Raw genomic sequence first — 16,585 nt, forward strand, 5'->3', positions numbered from 1 at the left:
CGATATTGTTTCCCGTCATGAACTTTTGAATCCGGCTCTAATGTCCGTTCAGACGGATCGGATTAACGCCGTGATAGATGCCAGAAAAGCGGCCGCGTCAAAGCTCGACAAGAGTTGATAGCATAGCGCAAGGTTGAGCTACTTTGAAAAGAGAGCTCTCCTTGGCGTTCTATGGGAAGCTAGTGCCACTCGGGTTTTGAATGCTAAATCGGGGTGTCGCAAAACCGGTTGCTGCAAAACCAGCTGTCAAAATTGCAAAACCGCGCGTCACGCTACACTACTGTTGTTTGTCAGATGAGGTTGCAATATCCGGGAATAGGCGAAAACAGGCGGGAAGCCGCGCGAATGCCTTATTTCGCAGGCGATCTGCCAATATATCGGCCGGCGATGCTAGGAACCAACTTTGACAGTTGAGGTTTTCAAAGTTCCTCCTTCAGTGTGAAGCGCAGCCCAGTCGCAGCCAACCTCTTCAAAAGGCATGAAAACAGAAGAATCCGGCGCGGATGCGTCATAAGGCCCCTTATGGAACTGAACCGTCCCCTCCCCGCGAAACGACTGAGATTTAAGGCTTCGCGGGACTTGAGGGGTTTTCACGGGTCGGCTTCAAATACCCTTGGAAGATGATTTAAAGGCCATCTGGACGTCGCTCTGAATGCCGTAAAGAAAGCCCAAATTGCAATCCGAACATGGAAGCTTCTGCCATTTTCGAGGATTTACGAAACATTTCAACGCATTTGCCTTTAAATTGGCCTCAAGAAACATGGAAGTGGAGGTTCCGTCAGCTTTGCGCCGCCCGAGCCGGTCGCTCAATTCCCGGAGTACAGTTCCCGAAAGCTGCCGTTCGTTGCGCGGAGTACTGAGGTCCACAGAGGGAGAGAGCAGACCGTCGCTGGGGGTGGAGATGCCCAGGAAGCGGACGCAACGCTTAAGGACTCAGCCCCCGCAAGACACGACGCTCCCGACCCGACGTTGTTCGTTCGGTGATGTCGTCTTTCGAGCAGCCCAGTTCTAAGGTAGGGTCAGGCGTTTCATTTCGTGGCGTTTGCCGGGAGAACCAATGACAACCTTGAGCATCGAAAACAGAAACATGCTGTATTCGTTGTCGTGGTACATGTCAGCAAGACAAACTGCGCTGCGCGCAGCGCTCTCGTTCCGCACTCCACTCTCCGTCACTGATCAGGCGGACATGCGAGTTCACTACTCTGGCTATTTTGTGAATCTTCTGGCGGCGACAGAACTCTTTCGCGAAACGAAAACGCTGCAACCAAACGACTTTGAAGTGCAGTTGTATTCGCGCATGGTGTTTCCTGGATACGAAGACGGAGAGGCAAACTATTCCTATATCCGCGAGTTGCGCAACGCGGTCGTTCACCGTGGATTGGACATCACGTCTAAAGCACACGTCGACGGCAACTTCCCGATGTTTCTCGCTGAGCCGGAAGTTAAAAACCAAAATGGAAAAAAGACATTCTGCGCCTTCGGCAGCTACTTGCTAGATGTCATCGCAAAGTGCGAATCGGTCGTTGGCCCGGTGATGCTTGATTGTTTGAATGCCGCAAGCACCTTTGAATCGACCACAGATGTGGAGGCTGCCGTTGCCGAGACCCCTGCCTTCATTGAACAATCGGATGACATGCCAGAAGACGTCAAGGCGATAGCTTTGACAATTGAATTTAAGCATGAATGGTTTGCGGCCGCCCACAACTCTGCGATGGCTAAGCTGCGCGCAGCGTTGGAACCCTGTAATGCCACCAAACAAGCTGTTGCTTAGGAGACGTCGAATACTTCCGAAATGCGGATTTCGGTGGTTACAATGCCGCGACGTCACGGGCAGCTTTCCACCCTTGCTGTCAGAGACTGGCGCCACGACGCGCGAAACACTAACGGCGGATCTGGGGCTGATCCTGCCCAAACCCGCCAGTCCGCTTCCGGCCCCAACTCAGCCGCTCATGCGCTCAGTAGTACATCCCGAAACAGTTGTTCGTTGCAGAGCAAGCCGAGAATTTAGAAGGGCCGGAAGCGGTTTGGCGAACAGATTCCATTATGCGAGTCCGCGAGCCCCAGAAATAGAAGGCAATCCACCAAATGGCCGACATCAGATCAGTCCGGTCGAGAGTTCCGGTATATTGACCTTGTTAATCACAAACCGTTTAATGCCGCTATTCGAAGAAACAGCTGAACAAACGGAAGTGGCCTGGACTGGTTTTGCCGTTTATCCGCTCGAAGAGCCGCTGGCTGGGAGGAGACAGATCGTGACAAACAAGAAAATAGTTTTCGTAGCTTTCGCCATAGAGGACGAAAGATGCCGTGACTACGTGAAGGGACAATCCCTCAACACCAACTCTCCTTTTGAATATATCGATATGTCGGTGAAGGAACCGTACGACGAAAACTGGAAGGATCGCGTTCGCAGTCGCATTAAGCGCTCCGATGGCGTACTCGTTCTTGTTAGCGAGAACTCGCTTTCTTCAAGCGGCCAGAAGTGGGAGATTAAGTGTGCCAAGGAGGAAGGCAAGCCCGTCCGCGGCATGTGGTGCTATAAGGACGATCGGACCAAACTAGACGGCCTCAACACTATGGTTTGGACCTGGAGCAATATAGCCAACTGGATCGATAGCCTCTGATGCGCAAGGCCCTCATAGTCGGCATCGACCATTACCTACACATTTCCGGCCTAAATGGCTGTGTAAACGACGCGTATGCCGTGAAAAGCGTATTGGAGCGTAACGCGGATGGCACCGTCAACTTCATCACACCTAAGCTTATAATCGGAACAAACTCTGAAGAAACAGTTGGCCGATCGACAATCAAGGAAGCTGTCAGAGAATTATTCAAAGATGATTCCGACGTCGCGCTATTTTACTTCGCCGGCCACGGCTACATCGAAGACACGGGCGGCTACCTTTGTGCTGCTGACTGCAAAACAGGAGACGACGGACTTTCCCTAGACGAGGTGATGACGCTCGCGAAAAAATCGCCCGCCAAAAACAAGGTGATTATCCTCGATAGCTGCCACGGTGGGATCACTGGCGATAAGCCTGCGGGTAAGGGAATGGCCGAAATCCCATCCGGTTTGACCATACTCACTGCATCAACCGCTGATCAGTATGCGATGGAAAAGCAAGACGGCATTCCCGGTGGCGTCTTCACCAGCTTGATGGTCGACGCACTTCAAGGGGCAGCGGCCAATCTTGTCGGTGATGTGACCCCCGGCAGCGTGTATGCGCACATAGACCAATCGCTAGGTCCATGGTCTGGTCAACGCCCCATCTTCAAAACCAATGTGAAATCCTTCGTGTCGCTTCGGAAGGCAGCAGCGCCCATTCCTCTAGCCGATCTGCAGTCCCTCACCAGCCTCTTCCCTACCGAAGGCTACGAGTTCCCTCTCGATCCTTCCTATGAGCCGGAAAGATCACCGGAGCAGAAGCGAGATAGATCCATTCCGGCTCCTGATCCGGACAAGAATGCCGTCTTCGCAGTGTTGCAACGTTTAGTGAAGGTAAACCTAGTTCGTCCTGTTGGGGAGGAGCACATGTGGCACGCGGCCTGGAACAGTAAAACCTGTCAGCTGACCGCGTTGGGAGAGCATTACCGTCGTCTGGTCGAAGCCGACATGATATGAGCACCGATATGGACACGGATCAAATAATCGATGATTTAATCGAAAAACTAGCCGGCATTGAGCATGCACGCTGGGCGAAGTGGCAGTACTACCTACACAACAAGGCCACTAAGCAGGCGGATGGATCGCTCGTCATTCCAGCTGACCTTGTTGCACGTTGGGAAAGGCAGATAGAAACGCCCTATTGTGAACTCTCCGAGGAAGAGAAGGAGAGCGACCGTGAGCAGGTGCGTAGCTACACAGAAATCATTAAGTCTGCTTTGCGGATCGAGAAAAATAGATACCATTCTGAGTGAAATACCGTTGCAATTAGGGCGAAGCCCACCGATACCCCATTCTTGGACAGACACTAAACGATTATAGCAATCCAAGAATAAATTTGGTCTTATTTGTGATAGAGAATCAGCCAATGGAGGGGCAGTTGGCGGACAATATTATTTCGGTCGCAATCCACCACCTAGAGAAAGTAGATGCCGGGGAGTATCAAGTTCATGCAGGCAACGGTGCTTTGGCGGTAGGGAATACAGCCAAGCGCCTAATCGATGATCTGCACAGGCTTTATGCGAGACGCCCGTCGAAGGCTTACGGCAGATTTTCGACCGACACTGACAATTTCCCCAGTTCTCTTCGCCTCCGTGAGTACATCATCGGGACGGCCACATTCGAAGAGACAACGTTGGCTCTTATGGATACTCTCTCCAAAGAAGCGAGCGCTCGTCCGGCTTCCGAAGGCGGACACGTATTTTTCGCTCATTTCGCTCGAGAAGAAATCCAGTACATTCTAGTGGCGATTGTCAATGACAAGATAAGCGCCGCGCTTACGGAAAACACCGACCTCGAAGACGTTAAGCACCTTGATGTCGACGGATACCGCTTTGCAGGTCGTGTTAACCTCCACGGTTGGGACAACGATCAGGAGCGGTATGTCAGCTTTCTAAAAGGCAAAGGCGCCGTTTCGGAGTATTTCAAGGCCTTTCTGGGCTGTGACACCACGGTTCTGGCCAGAGTTGAAACCACCAATATGGTGGAAGCGCTGAAAGACTTCGCCGAAAAACAAAATATGAACCCAGCCGAACGAACCAGCTTTCTGGATCGCGCTGTGGACATCTTGTCGCGTGATGTCAAACTTGACAAACCAGTCGATTTCGCCGCCCTGGCAAATGAACTTTTACCAGACGATCCGGAACCTCTGATTGAAGTGCTCGCTGACCCGGATCGCAGCCTCAACGACGGCTTTGTAGCAGATCGGCGAGCGTTAAAAGGCCTAGTTGAGTTTAAGCAGAAGACATCAAACTGGACCGTTGAGTTTGCGCGCAAAGCACTGCATGAAGAGAAGGTCCGCTTCGATCCTGTCGAAAACAGTCTAACTCTGTTAGACGTGCCGGAAAACATGCGGCAAGAACTAATTAAGGAGATCGAGGGTGACTAACGCGACAATCGCTTGGTCAGACCTATTAGACGTTTATCTCAATACAGTCTGGGACGATGGCGAAGAGGGTAACATCTCCATCGCTACTCCTAGCATCCTTGAGACACTTCAACGAATCGAAAATTCGGACAAGGCGGCGGAAACCGCGGACATCGCGATTTTAGGTTCTATGGAGCAAGCGGCTTTAGGCAAAGCTATTCGCGCGCGCATTGGTTATCCGCAGTATAAGCTAGGGATACTCACCGAAAATTGGGATGGTTTTCTCAACGCCCCACAAAGGCGAGTGGAAGCCCCTTCAAACTTCTTCATTAAGTCTGATAAATCTCATTCAAGTCAGCTTCCGACCTCCGTCCCTCTTGAGAAATACAGAGCGATACTGAGGTTTGTATGCATTCTTCGTAAGGCCGCACTTTTCACCGACGTCAGTCACGCATTGCTAGTTTATTTCGGCGATAGGCGCATAGAAGTACCGATTAATTATTGTTTTAACGATTTTCAGTACGTGGACGAAACAAAGATTGATGATCTTTCGGCCACACTGGAAGGTGATTTGCACAGAGAACAAAGGCTGAGCATTCTTGGAGAATCGATAAAAACGCTAGTGGCAGGGCAATTGGAAAATGGCCGCTTCATATACCTGCTGCAGAATGCAGATGAACTCAAGAAGCGGGTGGAGGAAGGTTACAAGCTATTTGCGTCGAGCTTTTCTTACTCCAAGGTCCGTGGAGAAATCGAGAAGAGCCAAGCCGAATACATCGCCAGAGTGCATAAGACATTTACGGATATTCAGGGCCAATTATTGGGATTACCTGTCTCCGCCATCATCATAGCGACCCAATTGAAATCGACGAAGACTTGTGGCCCAGAAGCTATTGCGAACATCGCCATTCTTGGCGGAGCATTCCTTTTCGTCGCCCTTCTCATCGCGTCTTGCTGGAATCAAATGCTTACACTCGACGCCATAAGCCGCGAGATCAAAGATCAGCGTAAGAGGCTCAACTCGGATTTCAGTGAAATTAGCGGCATGTTCAACAGCGCATTCGATGCGATCAATGCGCGGATATGCTGGCATCGGGGTGTACTGCTTGCGATCAGTCTTTTAGCGCTAGCAGGCGCTTGGTTCACATGGCGCGGATATAGCATGACGACTGAGCTGAATGCTTGGGGTTGCCTCTTCGGTGGCCCAGCGCCGCCTGGATAATCCATTACAGCACACTACAACCATCCGACCAATCTGACGACGTCTTATTTTAGCAATGCTGTCCCAACAAGCTCAAGAGTGGTTGGTGATCGCTCACGGCGCCCGGCAAAAATACACCACTCTCCCCAGCACGCTCAGCGTGTCCGCGTGCGTCTGGTCGAGGAATTCGGGCTGGTAGGCGGAGTTGTCGGAGCTGAGTTCCAGTTTGCCATTCATGTGCCACCTTGCTCGCTTTACCAGGAGCACGTCCGCTACTCTGAAGACGTAGAGGCAGCCGTGTTCGATTTTTTCGGTTTGGCTTTGGTCTATGACCAGGATGGAGTCGTCCGGGATTGTGGGCTGCATGCTGTCGCCGCGGGATTTCATGACGAAGCAGTTGTCTGGCGAGGCGCCGAGGCCTCTCAGGAAGGCGCGTTCGAAGGCCACTGATCCGGCTGGCAGTTCTTCCAGGGCTATGCGGCCGAAGCCGGCAGCGGCCTCTGCAGCGAAGAATGGCAGGGGTAGCCAGTCCGATTTGCCCGCTCCGCTCTTGTTGGCGGCCAGCGCGCCCTCCCCGTTTGACGCGAACATTTCACCTTCGCCGGTGACCAACCATCCAACGTTGACCTTGCAGTGAACGCGATAGGCGTTGATCGCGGTCGCCGTCGGCTCCGACTCCCCGCGCTCGTAGGAAGCCAGCGTGTTCTTGCTCACGCCGATCGAGCGGGCGAGCTCTTCCCGTTCCGGATCCCCGATAGCTTTTCGAAGGTCGCGAAGACGCTGCGCCAAAGGGGTTTTGGGTTCAACTTCCGGCCTAGCCAATCAAAATCACGCTATAAAACCACTTTTCCGTTTTACAAAAACAGATTTCTGGTTTAATCCTACATCTGTAGCGCACTCGCTGACGGCAAATGCGCGTTGTTTGACCAAAAATAAGGGCTGCGCCAACAGCCCCAGACCGGAGAGACAGATGCCGGATAAGCCCAGAACGTGGGATCAGTTCGCGATCAAGGCGGAGCTTCATCGTCGCGGCATGACGCTGACGAAGCTCGCCGAGATCAACAAACTCAACCCCGGAACCTTCCGCGCCGTATGGAAGCGGCCAAATCAGAAAGTGGAGCGTGCCATCGCCCGCTTTCTCAAGGTTCCCGTCGAACTGCTTTTCCCCGGCCGCTATCCCAAACGGTCGAACACCATTCTGTCGCGCGAATACGCGGCAGAGTCCACAGGCGAGAAGACCACGAAGGACGCCGCCTGATGAACGTGGAGCGGATGGATCAGACGGTTCTGGCCAGTTTCTCCGGCTTTTCGGAGAGGCTCATCTCTGACGAGACGCTTGAGCCCGGCCGACGCAAGCTGTCCTTCCGCTCCACGACTCGCATTTTTTCCGTTTTCCGCCGCAACCACAAGTCTAATCGTCATGGCGAATTAGACATGCCGTTTGCGACTTCGACATGCCGGAGCGACGCATGACCATCAATTTTCACAGCGCTCATGAACGCGAACACGCGCTCTACCATGCCTGCGTCATGGCGGTGCGGGAGGGTTTTCCCTATCTGACGATCGCCGAGATCATCGACCCGCCGCATGAAATGTTCGACGCGGCGCTGGCGCGCCAGATCGCGCTGCACATGCTGATCCGCAAGTTCAACGTGCCGAAACGGCGCGTGGCGCGGATGCAGGAAAGATCGCGCGAGTCTGTATATCGGGCTCTACGCATCATCGACTATCGCTGCGAAAATCCGGTGTTTTTCGCCTACTACAACGCCATGGCGGAGCGCGCCGACGCGGCGCTTACCTCCATCTACGAGGAGGCAGCGTGATGGCTGTTTCCAAGACCATTCCCATTGCCAAAATCCATGTGCCGGAGCGGCTTCGCGCGGTCGAGGAAGACCATGCGCTGGCGATCTCTGCTTCCATTGTGGAGCACGGGCTTTTGAACCCGGTGACGGTGCGGGCCACGCCCGCCGCCAAGGGCGGAGCTTACACGCTGGTGGCGGGCGCCCACCGGCTGCGCGCCATGGAACTGCTGGACGAGATGGAAATCGACGCTGTTGTCGTCGATGCGGATCAGCAGGAGTCGGTGCTTCTGGAGATCACCGAAAACCTGTTTCGCAATGAGCTCTCGGTGATCGATCGCGCCGTCTTCGTTCAGACCTATCGCGATGTTTGGGAAAGCAAATACGGTAAGGTCGAACCGGGTCGCCCGGAAAATAGGGTAAACATTACCCAATTAATGGAAGACGAGGCGCGAGGCGGATTTAGCAAGCATGTCGCTCGTCGGATGGGCGTCTCGCCCGAGACCGTAAAGCTGCTCACACGCATATCCCAACGCCTGCATTCCGACCTCCGCGCCGCCGTGCGCGGCACGCCGGTGGCCGACAACCAGGCGGCACTGTTGAAGCTCGCCAAGATGGAGCCGCAGGAGCAGCGGCGCGCGGCGATCGCCCTTCGCGCCGAGGGCGGCGATCTGAAAAAGGCGTTGGGTCATGTGAAGGCCGTCCGCTCCACCGAGAAGCCCGAGGCGAAGCGCGACGGCATGTTGAAGGCGCTGCTCGAAATCTGGTCGAAGGCTGATGATGCGACGCGCAAGGCGTTTCTGGCTGAAATCGGCGTGGAGGATGCGGCATGAAGCCCGATCCCGATCAGCTCGATTTCTTTGCCGCGCCGCTGTTTCCAGTGCGCGAGGCCGCGCAATCCATCGACCTTGAGCGCTTCCGGGCACGGGTGAAGCGAGCCATGGCGCGGGCAATCCGCGAATGCCCTTACGACCGACCCACGATCGCGGCGCGGATGGCGCTTTATCTCGGGCTCGCCAGCATCTCCAAGGCGACACTCGATGCCTACACGGCCGAGAGCAAGAACGGCCATGATATCAGCCTCGCCCGGTTCAAGGCGTTTGTGCGGGCCACCGGCGCGGTGTGGCTTTGGGACGAGATCGTTTCCGATGACGGGCTGTTGTTGCTTGAAGGTGATGAGGCGCGGCTTGCCGAGATTGCCCGGCTTGAACAGGAGCGGCGCAAGCTGACCGCCGAGCTGAAGGCATTGACGGCGCGGCCCGTGAATATTCGGCGGGGGCGGACATGAAGGAGTGGTTTACCTCCACCGAGCTCGCCGAGGCGAAACTGCCGGACATGCCCGGCACGCGGCGTGGCATCGAGCAGTTCGGCGAACGCCAGGGCTGGCGCGCCAGCGCCCATGTTCGCAAGCGCGCGGGGCGCGGCGGCGGGTTTGAATATCACATCTCGCTTCTGCCGAACGCCGCTCAGGCGCGGCTGAAGGTCGGTCATTTCGAGGCCGAGCATAAGCAGGACCGCGAAGCCGCCGCCGCCCGCAAGCAGCTTTGGGCGAAATATGAAGCCCTTTCAAAGCCCCATAAAGAGGCCTGTGAAAGGCGTTTGAAGGCGCTTTTGAAAGTCCGTGAAATGATCGACGCGGGCGTTACCGCCCGGACTGCCTTCGAGGTTGTTTCGAAGATGGAGGGCGTCAGCCAGCGCGTGCTCTACTATTGGCAGTCGCTCGCCGACAAAGCGCCGCGCGCCGATTGGCTGGCCGCGCTCGCGCCCTCGTTTTCGTCCGCGACACGGGCTGCTGAATGCAATGAGGATGCTTGGCGGTTTCTGATTTCCGATTATTTGCGGCCGGAACGCCCGGCATTTTCAGCCTGCTACCGCCGCATGGCCAAGGTCGCCAAACGCGAGGGGTGGACGCCCGTGCCTGGCGAGCGCTCGCTTCGCCGTCGGCTGGAGGCAGAAGTGCCGCGCGCCGAACAGGTGATCGCCCGTGACGGCAAAGAAAAGGCGAAAGCGCTTTATCCGGCGCAACGGCGCAGCCGGGCCGGTCTCCATGCGATGCAGGTCGTGAATATGGATGGCCACAAGGTTGACGTCTTCGTGTCCGTGCCTTGGGCGAAAGACCCGACGCGCATGTATCTGATTGCCATTCAGGACGTCTACTCCGGCAAGATCGTCGCATGGCGGCTTTCAGAAGCCGAGACCTGGACGGCGGTGCGCCTGGTCATCGGCGACATGGTCGAGGCATTCGGCATTCCCGATGACATGGTGCTAGACAATGGCCGCGCCTTTGCCAGCAAGTGGATTTCCGGCCAGACGCCGACGCGGTTCCGCAACAAGGTTCGCGAGGAAGACCCGCGCGGGCTGGTGACGACGCTCGGGATCAATCTGCACTGGTCCCTGCCCTATTCCGGCCAGTCGAAGCCGATCGAGCGCGCCTGGCGGGATCTGGCCGAGGCGATCGGCAAGCATCCGTTCTGCTCGGGCGCCTATACCGGCAACAAGCCCGACGCGAAGCCCGAGAACTATCGCGAGCGCGCTATCCCGCTCGATGAGTTCAAGGCGCATGTGGCCGCGCAGATCGCCGAGCACAACGCCCAGACAGGACGCCGGGCCGAGACCTGTAAGGGCCGCAGCTTCGACGAAACGTTCGAGGCAAGCCTCGCCAAGCCCACCAGCATCGTTCGCTGGCCATCGGCGGCGCAACGCTCGCTCTGGCTGCTCGCCTCCGAAGGCATCAAGGCTTCCAAGGGCAATGGCATGATCCATTTCCAGAAGAACCGTTACTGGTCGCCGGAGCTCACGCAATATGCGGGCAAGAAGGTCACGATCCGGTTCGACCCGGACAATCTGCACCAGCCGGTCAGGATTTACGATCTGCAGGACCGGCTCATCTGCGATGCCGATTGCATCGATGACGCAGGCTTCCTCACCATGGGCGAAGCCCGGCAACACAACAAAACTCGTAGCGAGTTCCAGCGCGCCAACAAGGCCGCGCTCGCGGCCAAGAAGAAGCTCACTGCGCGCGAGCTCGGCGAGATCATCTATCGCGGCGAAAAGCCCGAAGTCCCCTCGCCTGTCGAGCCTCAGCGCCCGGTGGTCACGCGCATTGCCACCGTGCCGCAGATGAAGCCGCGGCAGCAGGAAGACGAGATCGACTTCGAAGAGAGTTTCTCCCGCGCCATGTCCATGATCCGGGGCGATGGCGGGGTGATCAAGTTCCCGAAAGGGAAGGCGTCGGACGCCTAGTCATGTCCGGCGGACAACCGAAATGTAGTGCGTACGGTTCCAAAAAAACGGGCGGGGTCACCCCCGCCCAACAATCTAAGCAAAGGAACCATAAATGAACATCTATTCCGGCACAAGCCAAACCAAGACACTCTGGGAGCGCCCCGTCGCGGGACCGGAGCTTTCCACAAACCGCAGCCAGGACGATATCGACCAGTGGTGGTCGCTGATCGACCGCACCATCGAGGTGGCGAACGCCAATGGCTGGACAAAGGCCGAAGTGGCGCGCCGCTGCGGCATGGCCGACGGCACATTCTCGCAATGGGTCTCCGGCAAATATAACGGCCGCCTGGACAAGCAGAACCAGACGGTGCGCCAATGGCTCGACGACGTCGAGGATCAGGCGGCGTTCGCGGCGAAAGTCCCGCAATCGCCGACCTTCCTGAAAACCCGCACCGCAAATGAGGTGCTGGAAACGCTCAACTGGGCGCAGGTCACCTCCGATTTCGTGATCGTCACGCTGGCCGCCGGCATGGGCAAAACCATGGCCTGCAGGCATTACTGCGCCACCCGCCCGCATGCCTATCTCGCCACCGTCAGCCCGCACACCAAGAATGTGCATGCGATGCTGATCGAGCTTGCCGCCGAGCTGAATGTGCAGGAGCACAATCCGGCCAAGCTGACGCGGGCGATCGGCAAGAAGCTGGAGCGGATCGGCGGCGGCACGCTGTTGATCATCGACGAGGCGCAGAACCTTGTCGATGACGCGATCAACCAGCTCCGGCACTTCGTCGATATCTATGGCTGCGGCGTCGCGCTGGTCGGCAATGACGAGGTCTATGGGCGGTTTGCCAGCAAATCCGAGGGCCGCTCCTATGCCCAGCTTCGCCGGCGCATCGGCAAGCGGCTCAACCGCCGCCAGCCGCTCCGGCAGGATCTGGAAGCCTTTATCGATGCCTGGGGCGTCACCGATCCGGTCGCGATCAAGACCCTGATCGGCATGGGGCTGAAAGGCGGCGCGCTCGGGCAGATCGACAAGACGCTGAAGCTTGCCGCGATGCTGGCAATGGCAAACGACGAGCCGATCAATGCCCGCCATGTCGAGACCGCCTGGAAGAACCGTGACGTCGAGGACATCGCCTGATGAGCCACCTTGACACGACGCTCAGCGACACGCTGTCGCACTACGCCATCCAGTTCGAGGATTGCTCGCACACCGGCTGCTCGCTTTCGGCGGAGGAAACCTTCCGCTTCGTCAAGCAGCTCAAGGCGATGCGCAGGCTTGCCCGATCGATGGAAGAGGAAGTCGCGATCCATCGGATCACCGAACAGCGCAACGCCCAAAGGACCATTCTCGACCGCGAGGCCGGCCGCAAGCTCGGCCAGCTCGTCACCGACCCGGAGGGCAAGATCGTTCGACCGGATTTCACGGGAGGAAGGCGATGAACCTGCAGGCATCCGAATATCTCGGCGGCGTGCGCGACGAAATGCTGCTGTTCATCCGCGCGCAGAAGCGCCCGACGGTGAACGAGCTGGAGGGCATCCTCACGCGTCTCAACACCGGCATCGCGCTTACCGAGGAGCTGGAGGCGGAACATCGCCTCCTCGCCGAAACGCGGCGGCCCCTTCCGCCGCTGAAACTGACCCTGACCGAAGACACCAATGGAGGCGACGCGGCATGAACGCGATGGAAGCATGCATTCTTGAAAACGAAGAGCGGCAGGTCCGCGTCGCCGAGATCGGCGGGGCGTGCTATGTCGAGGACGTACGCGGCCGGTTCGTGCCGGAGGCGCTTTACCGGGCACAGGTGCGCGAGATCGGCACCGGCGTCACGCTGGTCAATGGCCGGGATTTCATGACGGATGCCAGCGCCCGGCTGGTGCCGCTCGACATGGTGAAACCGCAGCACAAGCTGGAGGACGAGGTGGTGCGCAAGGTCATCGCCTTCGCCTTCGACCTTTCCGCCCAGATCGGCCGGTTCCTCGAACACACGATGATCGACCTCGACGGCTTCGACGCGCTGCTGGCGCAGGAATATGAGGTCACCAAGGGCGGCAAGAAGGGCAACCGGACCTATCAGTCCTATGACGGACTGCTGAAGGTTCAGGTGCAGGTCGCCGAACGGATCGACTTCGGGCCGGAGCTGCAGATCGCCAAGGGGCTGATCGACGAATGCCTGAACGAATGGTCGGCGGAGAGCCGCCCGGAGATCCAGGCAATCGTCACCCGCGCCTTCAACACCGACAAGGAAGGCCAGATCAACCGGGCCGAAATCTTCGGCCTGCTCCGCCACAACATCGAGGACGCGCGCTGGCAGCGCGCCATGGGAGCGATCCGCGACGCGATGCGGGTGACGGGCTCGAAACAGTATGTGCGGTTCTATCACCGGCGAACGGTCGAGGACCGGTGGCAGGCGATCACGATCGATCTGGCGAGGGCTGGGGCATGATGACCGGGAAGATATCAACTGTTGCTGAGGGTTCTCTGCACATTAGCGAAGACGCTGTCCGCGAGCGACAAAAGGTCTTCCAAGAGCAGATCCATTTCTGCACAAAACTCGCGCTTTTCTTCCTCAACACGGTCGATGAAAATGGAACGCTTCGACTCGTCTTCGTTGGTGAGACGAGGATCGCGCCAGACATCTTCCCGAGTACTGATCCTCGTGTTTTCCTCGCGGCAGAGGTAACAGACGAACTCGGCGATCTGGCAGATGTTAACTATTCTATCCTCCGTATCGCGCGACACGAGGTCCTCAATGTTGCCCCATTCTTTATCGTTGAGGATCGAGAGAGCCAGGCCAAAAGAGTTTCTGAATGTGATAATTTCACCGTGGTATTTTTCCCAGTTCCCTTCGGGAGTTCCACTGGTGAATGTGCGCGATATTTTATTTCTTTTGACCTTGTCGCGCAGGTGCTGCAGCCGTCGCCAATCCGGATTCAGCAGCCTCTCAAGTCGGCGCGCTTCCGGACGAAGAGAAAGCCGCAAAGAGGTTCGATCACTTACACGCATCTGAACGATCGTGGCCACCGCCGCAGCCACAGCGAGAATACCTGTCAGAAGCGTTTCGTGGTGTCCGATGAAATCCCAAAGTGTTTGAAATGCTTTTATGGGAACTGCAGAAAACACCAATACGAAGAGCACGAGCATAACCGCACTGGCGGCAATCCACTTCAACTTATCGCTAACGCTCAAGGCCCTCAGTTTCTTTATAGCGGTCATCGCTTTTGCCCCCCGAGAATATTTTGGTTCACGCAATCTGCCGTGTCGTGTGGGGCTTAACAATGACCATCCACCGTGCCATCTACGCAATCTCAATCAAATTAGGCCTTGATGATGAAAGCCGCCGTACAATCTACGAGCGCGTCACGGGCAAGCCAACGCTCACGCTAATGAGCGAAGCAGAGAAAGACGCCGTTGTCGCGGAGTTTCGGCGGCTTGGCGGCGACCGTCGGCCAGACGGCAGGAGGAAGCTCTCCGGTCCTTTTGCACCGAAACTTCAGGCGTTGTGGATCGGCGCCTGGAACCTTGGGATCGTCGAAAACCGCGACGACAAGGCGTTGCTTGCCTTCGTCAAGCGCCAGACCGGGATCGACCACACGCGGTTTCTCTATTACGACGATGACGCCGCCAAGGCGATCGAGGCGCTGAAGGCGTGGATGGCGCGTGAGGCGGGCGTGGACTGGCGCGTCCATCGCGACATGCCTCTCTGGCGGCAGGCGGAGGGCTACAAGATTGCCGTCGCGCAGTGGGCTTTGCTCCAGCAGGACCCCAAGGATTTTGTGACCGTGGTGTCGTTGCTCTGCGATGGTCAGCCGGACGACCTGAACCTGACGCGCGCTGAATGGATCAAGGTTATGAACAGTCTCGGTGGAGCCCTTCGGAAGATGAAGGCAGAGGCACGATGAGCGGTCGCCGTAACATGCCGGAAACCGGCTTCATCGTTCCGATCGTCACCGACCGCGCGGTGCTGCGCTTTGTCGAGCGCTTTCACGGCATCGATGTCGAGACCATGCGGCTGATGATCCAGAGCCGGTGCGTGGAGGGCGTCAGGTATGGCGCATCCGCCGTGATCTCCGATGGCGCGAAATTCATCCTGCGCGGCGATACCGTGGTGTCATGCTATCCGAAGCACTGGCCTTCGCGGGACTATCGCGAGGGAGGGGCCGATGGGTGATCCGATCCCGGCCAATCTGGAGCCCTATGTCGAGGTGCTTGGCGAGGACCTCGCCATCACCTTCTTCCTGAATTTTGGTGGCGCGCCTGCCTACCTCTCGGAAAACCCGCGCTCGGGCTCAGACCTTTCCCAGGTGATTGGGCCGGAGAAGGTCAAGGCTCTTGCCGAAACGCTCGGCGTGGGGCAACTATATCGCGTGCCGATCAACAAGGCATGGATCGCGCAACGCCTGAAAGCGCGTGGCTGGTCGGTTCTCGCGATCGCGCGCGAACTGCATGTTTCAGACGTTACGGTTCGCTCCTATCTGCGAACGGAAGACCGCCGCCAGCTCTCCCTCTTCGAAAAGAACTAGCCGGGTTCGCAAGCGTTTGCGACCTGTAATCGGCCTCTGAACGTTCAGACTGTCCGCAATTGATTGTGACTGGTTTTCACACGAATTGCGGAACTGCCGATGCGCCCCATCAACGAAATCATCATCCATTGCACCGACACGCCGGCGGGCCGGCCTGTCAGCGTCGCCGAGATCAACCAGTGGCATCTTGAGCGCGGCTGGTCGGGGATCGGCTATCACCGCGTCGTTCATCTCGACGGCCGCCGGGAAGCCGGGCGGCCGATCGAGCGGATCGGCGCACATGTCGCCGGGCACAACACCGGCACGATCGGCGTCGTTTATGTCGGCGGCAGGTCAGCCGATATGAAGCGCACCGCTGACACGCGCACCCTCGCCCAGGAAAAGGCGCTGACCGCAGAGATCATCGAACTGCGCGACCGGTTTGGGATCACCCGTATCAGCGGCCATCGCGACTATGACAAGGGCAAGGCTTGCCCGTGCTTCGACGCCCGCGCCGAGTATGGCCATCTGTTCAGCGGCATGAGCGATGTCATCCCCTATCAGGACAAAATGCTGCGGCGTGGCGATCGCGGCCTGGCCGTTGCCGCCTGGGTCGATGACCTTGCCCGTTACCGCGAACAGATCGGGCATGAATGGCCGGTCCAGCCCACTGACGCCTTCGACCACACGATCGAGATGGTGACGATCTGGTTCCAGAAGAGCCGCGGCATTGTCGCCGATGGCATCGTCGGCCCGCAGACGCGCGACGAGATGGAGCGCGCGCTTGCCGGTCAGCCGCCCTTCATGGCGCTTGCGGCATGAGGCGAA

The 16,585-nt window shown here is 57.5% G+C and carries 21 protein-coding genes; 19 read left to right on the plus strand and 2 right to left on the minus strand.

The window, feature by feature from the left end; all coding sequences use genetic code 11:
- The first annotated feature begins 1,057 nt into the window (after positions 1-1,057).
- From K7H91_RS11800 to K7H91_RS11825, 6 genes are all read left to right on the plus strand, one after another.
- Positions 1,058-1,771, plus strand: coding sequence for a hypothetical protein (locus K7H91_RS11800; RefSeq protein ID WP_230720433.1), 714 nt, complete (start codon positions 1,058-1,060; stop codon positions 1,769-1,771).
- A gap of 253 nt (positions 1,772-2,024) precedes the next feature.
- Positions 2,025-2,624 (plus strand): TIR domain-containing protein, encoded by a 600-nt coding sequence (locus K7H91_RS11805; RefSeq protein ID WP_230720434.1) that lies wholly within the window; start codon positions 2,025-2,027, stop codon positions 2,622-2,624.
- The gene (locus tag K7H91_RS11810) at positions 2,624-3,622 is read left to right on the plus strand and encodes a caspase family protein (RefSeq protein ID WP_230720435.1); all 999 of its coding nucleotides are present in this window, start codon (positions 2,624-2,626) and stop codon (positions 3,620-3,622) included. Before K7H91_RS11805 ends, K7H91_RS11810 begins: the two co-directional genes overlap by 1 nt.
- A gap of 8 nt (positions 3,623-3,630) precedes the next feature.
- Positions 3,631-3,918 (plus strand): hypothetical protein, encoded by a 288-nt coding sequence (locus tag K7H91_RS11815; RefSeq protein ID WP_230720436.1) that lies wholly within the window; start codon positions 3,631-3,633, stop codon positions 3,916-3,918.
- A 125-nt stretch (positions 3,919-4,043) separates the two neighbouring features.
- Positions 4,044-5,051, plus strand: coding sequence for a nucleoid-associated protein (locus K7H91_RS11820; RefSeq protein WP_230720437.1), 1,008 nt, complete (start codon positions 4,044-4,046; stop codon positions 5,049-5,051).
- On the plus strand, positions 5,044-6,252 hold the full coding sequence (locus K7H91_RS11825; protein ID WP_230720438.1) for a hypothetical protein: 1,209 nt from the start codon (positions 5,044-5,046) through the stop codon (positions 6,250-6,252). The genes K7H91_RS11820 and K7H91_RS11825 overlap by 8 nt, the downstream gene beginning before the upstream one ends.
- 93 nt (positions 6,253-6,345) lie before the next feature.
- On the opposite strand, the gene K7H91_RS11830 is transcribed toward K7H91_RS11825, so the two are convergent.
- Positions 6,346-7,020 (minus strand): XRE family transcriptional regulator, encoded by a 675-nt coding sequence (locus K7H91_RS11830; protein ID WP_230720439.1) that lies wholly within the window; start codon positions 7,018-7,020, stop codon positions 6,346-6,348.
- 181 nt (positions 7,021-7,201) lie between these two features.
- Here K7H91_RS11830 and K7H91_RS11835 point away from each other — a divergent pair, with 181 nt between their 5' ends.
- The 9 genes from K7H91_RS11835 to K7H91_RS11875 all read left to right on the plus strand — a co-directional run bounded on the left by K7H91_RS11835 (position 7,202) and on the right by K7H91_RS11875 (position 13,701).
- Entirely contained in the window at positions 7,202-7,489 is a 288-nt protein-coding gene (locus K7H91_RS11835; protein WP_018066439.1) for a helix-turn-helix domain-containing protein, read from the plus strand.
- Between the two features lie 211 nt (positions 7,490-7,700).
- Positions 7,701-8,054 carry a hypothetical protein gene (locus K7H91_RS11840; RefSeq protein WP_230720440.1) on the plus strand — a complete coding sequence of 118 codons (354 nt, stop codon included), beginning with the start codon at positions 7,701-7,703 and terminating at the stop codon, positions 8,052-8,054.
- Positions 8,054-8,863: a ParB N-terminal domain-containing protein gene (locus tag K7H91_RS11845; RefSeq protein WP_230720441.1), complete on the plus strand. Its 810-nt coding sequence runs from the start codon at positions 8,054-8,056 to the stop codon at positions 8,861-8,863. Before K7H91_RS11840 ends, K7H91_RS11845 begins: the two co-directional genes overlap by 1 nt.
- Positions 8,860-9,318: a hypothetical protein gene (locus K7H91_RS11850; protein ID WP_230720442.1), complete on the plus strand. Its 459-nt coding sequence runs from the start codon at positions 8,860-8,862 to the stop codon at positions 9,316-9,318. Before K7H91_RS11845 ends, K7H91_RS11850 begins: the two co-directional genes overlap by 4 nt.
- Complete coding sequence (locus tag K7H91_RS11855; RefSeq protein ID WP_230720443.1) at positions 9,315-11,273, plus strand: transposase domain-containing protein; 1,959 nt, start codon at positions 9,315-9,317, stop codon at positions 11,271-11,273. The genes K7H91_RS11850 and K7H91_RS11855 overlap by 4 nt, the downstream gene beginning before the upstream one ends.
- A 94-nt stretch (positions 11,274-11,367) precedes the next feature.
- Positions 11,368-12,396 carry an AAA family ATPase gene (locus K7H91_RS11860; protein WP_230720445.1) on the plus strand — a complete coding sequence of 343 codons (1,029 nt, stop codon included), beginning with the start codon at positions 11,368-11,370 and terminating at the stop codon, positions 12,394-12,396.
- Positions 12,396-12,698: a hypothetical protein gene (locus K7H91_RS11865; RefSeq protein ID WP_230720446.1), complete on the plus strand. Its 303-nt coding sequence runs from the start codon at positions 12,396-12,398 to the stop codon at positions 12,696-12,698. The genes K7H91_RS11860 and K7H91_RS11865 overlap by 1 nt, the downstream gene beginning before the upstream one ends.
- Positions 12,695-12,934 carry a hypothetical protein gene (locus K7H91_RS11870; RefSeq protein WP_230720448.1) on the plus strand — a complete coding sequence of 80 codons (240 nt, stop codon included), beginning with the start codon at positions 12,695-12,697 and terminating at the stop codon, positions 12,932-12,934. The genes K7H91_RS11865 and K7H91_RS11870 overlap by 4 nt, the downstream gene beginning before the upstream one ends.
- Before the next feature lie 173 nt (positions 12,935-13,107).
- Complete coding sequence (locus K7H91_RS11875) at positions 13,108-13,701, plus strand: DUF3164 family protein (RefSeq protein WP_230720618.1); 594 nt, start codon at positions 13,108-13,110, stop codon at positions 13,699-13,701.
- Positions 13,702-13,715: 14 nt separating this feature from the next.
- Here the strand turns inward: K7H91_RS11875 and K7H91_RS11880 are convergent, their stop codons facing one another.
- Positions 13,716-14,471 (minus strand): hypothetical protein, encoded by a 756-nt coding sequence (locus K7H91_RS11880; RefSeq protein WP_230720451.1) that lies wholly within the window; start codon positions 14,469-14,471, stop codon positions 13,716-13,718.
- A gap of 62 nt (positions 14,472-14,533) precedes the next feature.
- Between K7H91_RS11880 and K7H91_RS11885 the strand changes: the two genes are divergently transcribed.
- The 4 genes from K7H91_RS11885 (at position 14,534) to K7H91_RS11900 (ending at position 16,579) form a co-directional block, all read left to right on the plus strand.
- A complete protein-coding gene (locus K7H91_RS11885; RefSeq protein WP_230720453.1) occupies positions 14,534-15,157 on the plus strand; it encodes a regulatory protein GemA in 624 nt (207 codons plus the stop codon).
- Positions 15,154-15,426: a hypothetical protein gene (locus K7H91_RS11890; RefSeq protein WP_230720456.1), complete on the plus strand. Its 273-nt coding sequence runs from the start codon at positions 15,154-15,156 to the stop codon at positions 15,424-15,426. The genes K7H91_RS11885 and K7H91_RS11890 overlap by 4 nt, the downstream gene beginning before the upstream one ends.
- Positions 15,419-15,778: a hypothetical protein gene (locus K7H91_RS11895; protein WP_230720459.1), complete on the plus strand. Its 360-nt coding sequence runs from the start codon at positions 15,419-15,421 to the stop codon at positions 15,776-15,778. Before K7H91_RS11890 ends, K7H91_RS11895 begins: the two co-directional genes overlap by 8 nt.
- Before the next feature lie 99 nt (positions 15,779-15,877).
- Positions 15,878-16,579: an N-acetylmuramoyl-L-alanine amidase gene (locus K7H91_RS11900; RefSeq protein ID WP_230720461.1), complete on the plus strand. Its 702-nt coding sequence runs from the start codon at positions 15,878-15,880 to the stop codon at positions 16,577-16,579.
- Positions 16,580-16,585 lie beyond the last annotated feature (6 nt).

The sequence above is a fragment of the Martelella mediterranea genome, from assembly GCF_021021415.1.
GTDB classification, from domain to species: Bacteria; Pseudomonadota; Alphaproteobacteria; order Rhizobiales; family Rhizobiaceae; genus Martelella; species Martelella mediterranea_C.